The organism is Frankia sp. CcWB3 (assembly GCF_977927595.1).
The window spans coordinates 1-4,194 of sequence record NZ_CDWRCK010000310.1; the positions used below are offsets into that span (position 1 = coordinate 1).

Annotated in this window: 3 protein-coding genes and 1 pseudogene; all 4 read left to right on the plus strand. The window is 70.2% G+C overall.

Going from position 1 to position 4,194, the window contains the following annotated elements; translation table 11 throughout:
• A pseudogene (locus tag ACY5KJ_RS18110) lies at nt 1-441 on the plus strand (glycosyltransferase family 2 protein); the annotation flags it as partial.
• Nucleotides 442-447: 6 nt separating this feature from the next.
• Complete coding sequence (locus tag ACY5KJ_RS18115) at nt 448-588, plus strand: hypothetical protein (RefSeq protein ID WP_023842071.1); 141 nt, start codon at nt 448-450, stop codon at nt 586-588.
• 31 nt (nt 589-619) lie between these two features.
• Nucleotides 620-2,821 carry an acyltransferase family protein gene (locus tag ACY5KJ_RS18120; protein WP_462203919.1) on the plus strand — a complete coding sequence of 734 codons (2,202 nt, stop codon included), beginning with the start codon at nt 620-622 and terminating at the stop codon, nt 2,819-2,821.
• A gap of 163 nt (nt 2,822-2,984) precedes the next feature.
• Complete coding sequence (locus tag ACY5KJ_RS18125; RefSeq protein ID WP_462189130.1) at nt 2,985-3,986, plus strand: glycoside hydrolase family 26 protein; 1,002 nt, start codon at nt 2,985-2,987, stop codon at nt 3,984-3,986.
• Nucleotides 3,987-4,194: the final 208 nt, after the last annotated feature.

Genomic DNA, 4,194 nt, shown 5'->3' on the forward strand with positions numbered 1-4,194 from the left:
GGCATGGTGCGTGGTCGCACGGCATCCTGGGTGGCGACCGGCTCCGTGCGCAAAGGGGGGAACCCGCTGGTCCGCAGCGTGGCTCGGACCGCCTTCTACTGGCTGCTGTTGACGACGTGCGCGACATGGATCGGCATCGCTCTCGACGTCTGGCGGTTCGGCTGGGAAAACTTTTGGCTCATGATTCTGTTCCAGCTCGGCCACAGCTATCTGAGCATCCCGCTCCTGTTCGAGCTTAGCCGCCTGCTCGTGGGGCGCGGCGACCGGCCGGCACGCAGCAGGCACCGCGCCAGGCAGTCTCAGCCCGACTCCGTGGTCCGGGCATGGACCGGCGGTCCGCAGGCCTACAGCGCGCCGGCCCACAACGCGCCGGCCAACAGCGCACCGGTCTCGCCCTCGCACGGCGCTCCACCCGCCAGCGCGGCCCTGCGCCAGGGGTGAAGCGACGTGGAACGTCACGACGACGACCTGGACTTCCCGGCCTCCGAGCACCTGCGCTGGCCCGACGGGCTGGCGATCACCGTCGGCCTGGCGGTCATCGCGTTGCTGGCCACCGGCTGGGTCGACCCGACCGTGCTATGGCACTGATCAGGCCAGGCGGGCCATGAGAGCGGTCGGCATGAGGACCATGAGGACGACGGACGGCGCGGTCACGGACGGCACGGTCACCGTGCCGCTGCGGCGACCCCACCCGGGTCTGGTGCGGATCGAGGAACGGCTCGGCTTCCGCCCCGACATCGAAGGGCTACGCGCCCTGGCTGTGCTGCCCGTGCTGTGTTACCACGGTCAGGTCCCCCACGCCGCTGGCGGCTTCATCGGGGTCGACGTGTTCTTCGTTGTCTCGGGGTTCCTCATCACCAGCCTGCTCGTGCGGGAGGCCGAGGTCACCGGTCGGATAAGCCTGGCGGGGTTCTACGCGCGCCGGGCCAGGCGCATCCTGCCGGCGGCCTGCGTCGTCCTGGTGTTCGTCACCGTGGCGAGCTGGCTGACGATGCCGCCGCTGCGCCAGGCGGAGACGGTGCACGACGTCGCGGCGGCCTCGGTCTACCTGGTCAACTGGCGGTTCATCTCGAACCAGACCGACTACCTCGCCAGCGGTCGGGACCCCAGTCCGGTGCTGCACTTCTGGTCGCTCAGCGTGGAGGAGCAGTTCTACCTCGTCTGGCCGCTGCTCCTGCTGCTCGTCGTGCTGTTCGCCCGGCGCGCCACGATGTCGCTGGCCGCCGTCGCGGTCCCGGTCACGCTCGGGCTCGTCGCCCTGTCGTTGGCGCTGTCGCTGCACTGGACCCTGGTGGAGACGCCGGTCGCCTACCTGGGCTCGCCGGCCCGGGCGTGGCAGTTCGGCGTCGGTGCGCTGCTCGCCTTCGCCGCGCCGGCGCTCGCCAGACTCGACCGCGGCCGCACCGTCATCGGGGTGAGGATCGTGCTCGGCTGGGCGGGGTGCGTGGCGGTGGTGGCCGCCGTCGTCAGTTACGACAGCGTGACGGTCTACCCGGGCACGGCGGCCTTGTTGCCCACCTTCGGCGCGGCAGCGGTCATCGCGGCGGGTACCGGCGTCCACCCGGGACACCGCAGCCTCCGGGCGGGTGCGGGCCGGTTGTTGGGGACCAGGGTGCTGACCGTCATCGGAAGCCGGTCGTACAGCCTGTACCTGTGGCACTGGGCCGTGCTCGTCCTGGTCGAGGCGCGGGTGGGAGACCTGAGCTGGCAGGCGCGCACGGCAGCGGTCGCGGCCTGCGCCGTGCCGGCCGAGCTGTCGGTGCGGCTGGTCGAGCGTCCGGTGCGGCTCTCGGCGGTCGCGGCGTCGGGCTGGCGTCGTGGCCTCGCCATCGCCGTCACCGCGACGTTGCTGCCGGCCGCCACCGGCATGCTGGTCGGCACCGATGCGCTGCAGCGGATGCGGGGCGGTGGCCGGGACACGGTGGCGGTGCTGCCGCACCTGCCCGCGGCCACGGTGGTGCGTGACCCGTTCGACCAACCCGGCGGCCTGTTGAGCGGCCCGGTGACGCCCGCGCCTTGGTCCGCGTACGACGACCTGCCGCGGCTTCCGGACGGCTGCATGGTAAGTCCCCGCCAGACCACGAGCCCGCCCTGCCAGCTGAACACCGACGGCGCCACCGGCCGGGTGGTCCTGTTGGGGGACTCGCACGCCGCCCAGTGGTTCGGGGCGGTCTACCACATGGCCCGCGGCAGCGACTGGTCGGTGGAGGTGCTGACCAAGGTCGGCTGCCCGTTACCCGCTATCTCGGTCCGCAGCGAGCAGCTCGGCCGGGAGTTCACCGAGTGCGACACCTGGCGAGAGAACACGTTTCGCCGGCTCGCCGCGGAACCAAAGCCGGACGTGATCTTCCTGAGTACGTACAACCGGTACACCGGCGACGAAGAAAAGGTTGTGGCGGGATGGCGGAACACGATCGCACGGCTCGCGTCCCTGGGTGCTCCGCTGGTCTACATCGTCGACACCCCGCATCCACCGGAAGACATTCCGGCGTGTATTTCCGGCGCAATCGACAACTGGCGGTCGTGCTCGTTCCCGCGGGATTCCGGACTGCCCCGCGACCCGCTGCTGCAGGCGGTCGTCGAGGGCCGCGAACCAGCGGTCAGCGCGGTCGACCTGAACGTCATCCTGTGCCCGGGGACCGGACCCTGCCCGGCCGTACGGGGCAGCGTGCTGCTGTACCGCGACGACTCCCACATCACGAACACGGCAGCGGTCATGCTCGGGCCGGCGCTCGAACACGCGCTGGTCACCAAGGTACAGCTACCGTCGCGGGGACCTCTGCTCCAGTCAAGCCAGACCGCGGGCACATCGCGTTCCTGACTTCGGTCCCGGTGGAATCCGGGCGTCGGGTAGCCTCGCCAACGAGGTGCGCCAAGGCCGTATTTCAGGACGCCTGTACACTTTTCAGTCATTGTTTGGATTTCGGTCATTGTTCGGCGGACGTACCAGCCAGACGGCCGAGGTACCTGGTGGGGAGGCGCTGATGCGACGGCGGTCTGCCGTCTGCCTGATGGTGGCGGCGAGCGTACTGGTTTTCGCCTGCAGCTCCCCCGGCGACGGCCCGTCTCGGGAACCTGTGTCCCCGAGCGGCGCCACCGGCGGCGCCGCTCGCGGCGCCGAGCCGTCGCGGGCGACCGTCGAAACCGTGTTCAGGACCCGTCCGCAGTTCGGCGTCACGGTGCCCGGCATCAGCCAGGCGTCGCTGGGCGAGGTTGCGCGCACGACGGGCTGCCTGCCGGCGATGGCCCAGTTCTTCGTCTCCGTGGCCCACGGCCTGGACCCAACGGTGCTCGGCGCGGTGCCGGTGACACCGATCGTGACGGTCGAGCCGTGGAACCCGGACAAGGGGGTCAACCAGAGCGACTTCACGCTCGACAAGACCATCGAGGGCCGGTGGGATGACCACTACCGGGCCATCGCGATGGTAGTGAAGAAGTACGGACGCCCCGTCCTGATCCGGTTCGCCCACGAGATGAACGGCTACTGGTACCCGTGGGCGTCGGTTGGCTCGAACACACCGGCGCTGTTCGTGGCGGCATGGCAGCACGTGGTCGGCCTCTTCCGAGACGCCGGCGTCACGAATGCGCTGTGGGTGTGGTCGCCGAACGTGCTCCGCGGGACGTCGGGAACGCCGCTGGCCGAGTACTACCCTGGCGACAAGTGGGTCGACCTGATGGGTCTGACAGGGTACGGCGTGCAGGAGAGCTCCGCCGCGCAGACGTACGACCCGTCCATGGCCCAACTGGCCGCGCTATCGGCCAAGCCGGTCCTGCTGACCGAGGTGGGCGCCCAGCGGGACCAGTACAAGACCAGCTGGATCGCCTCGTTCGGCAGCTGGCTGCAGAGCCACCCCCAGGTGCTGGGGTTCGTCTGGACGGCGATGAACATCAAGGACGGCGTGAAGGGTGACTGGCGGTACGACGACTCGGAGGCCGACCTCGCCGCCTTCCGGGCGAGCCTGCTCGCCGGAAGAGTCGTCTGCTGACCACCGCGAGGAGCGTTCCGGAGTCGGCTGGCCAGCCGGGTCCAGCGGTCCGTGAGGTGAGCCCCGTTTCCCGGACACCTGGTTGTGGAGGGCCGGCTCAAGGACGTGATCAATCGCGCTGGAGACAAGGTCTCCGCGGAGGAGGTCGAAGACCACCTGCGCGCCCACCCTGGTGTCGCGGGCGTCGCCATCGTGCCCGTCGCCGACG

Bases quoted from the DNA above. Each gene is read 5' to 3' on its own strand.
- ACY5KJ_RS18120 (WP_462203919.1), top strand. From the start codon at position 620: ATGAGGACCATGAGGACGACGGACGGCGCGGTCACGGACGGCACGGTC.
- ACY5KJ_RS18125 (WP_462189130.1), top strand. From the start codon at position 2,985: ATGCGACGGCGGTCTGCCGTCTGCCTGATGGTGGCGGCGAGCGTACTG.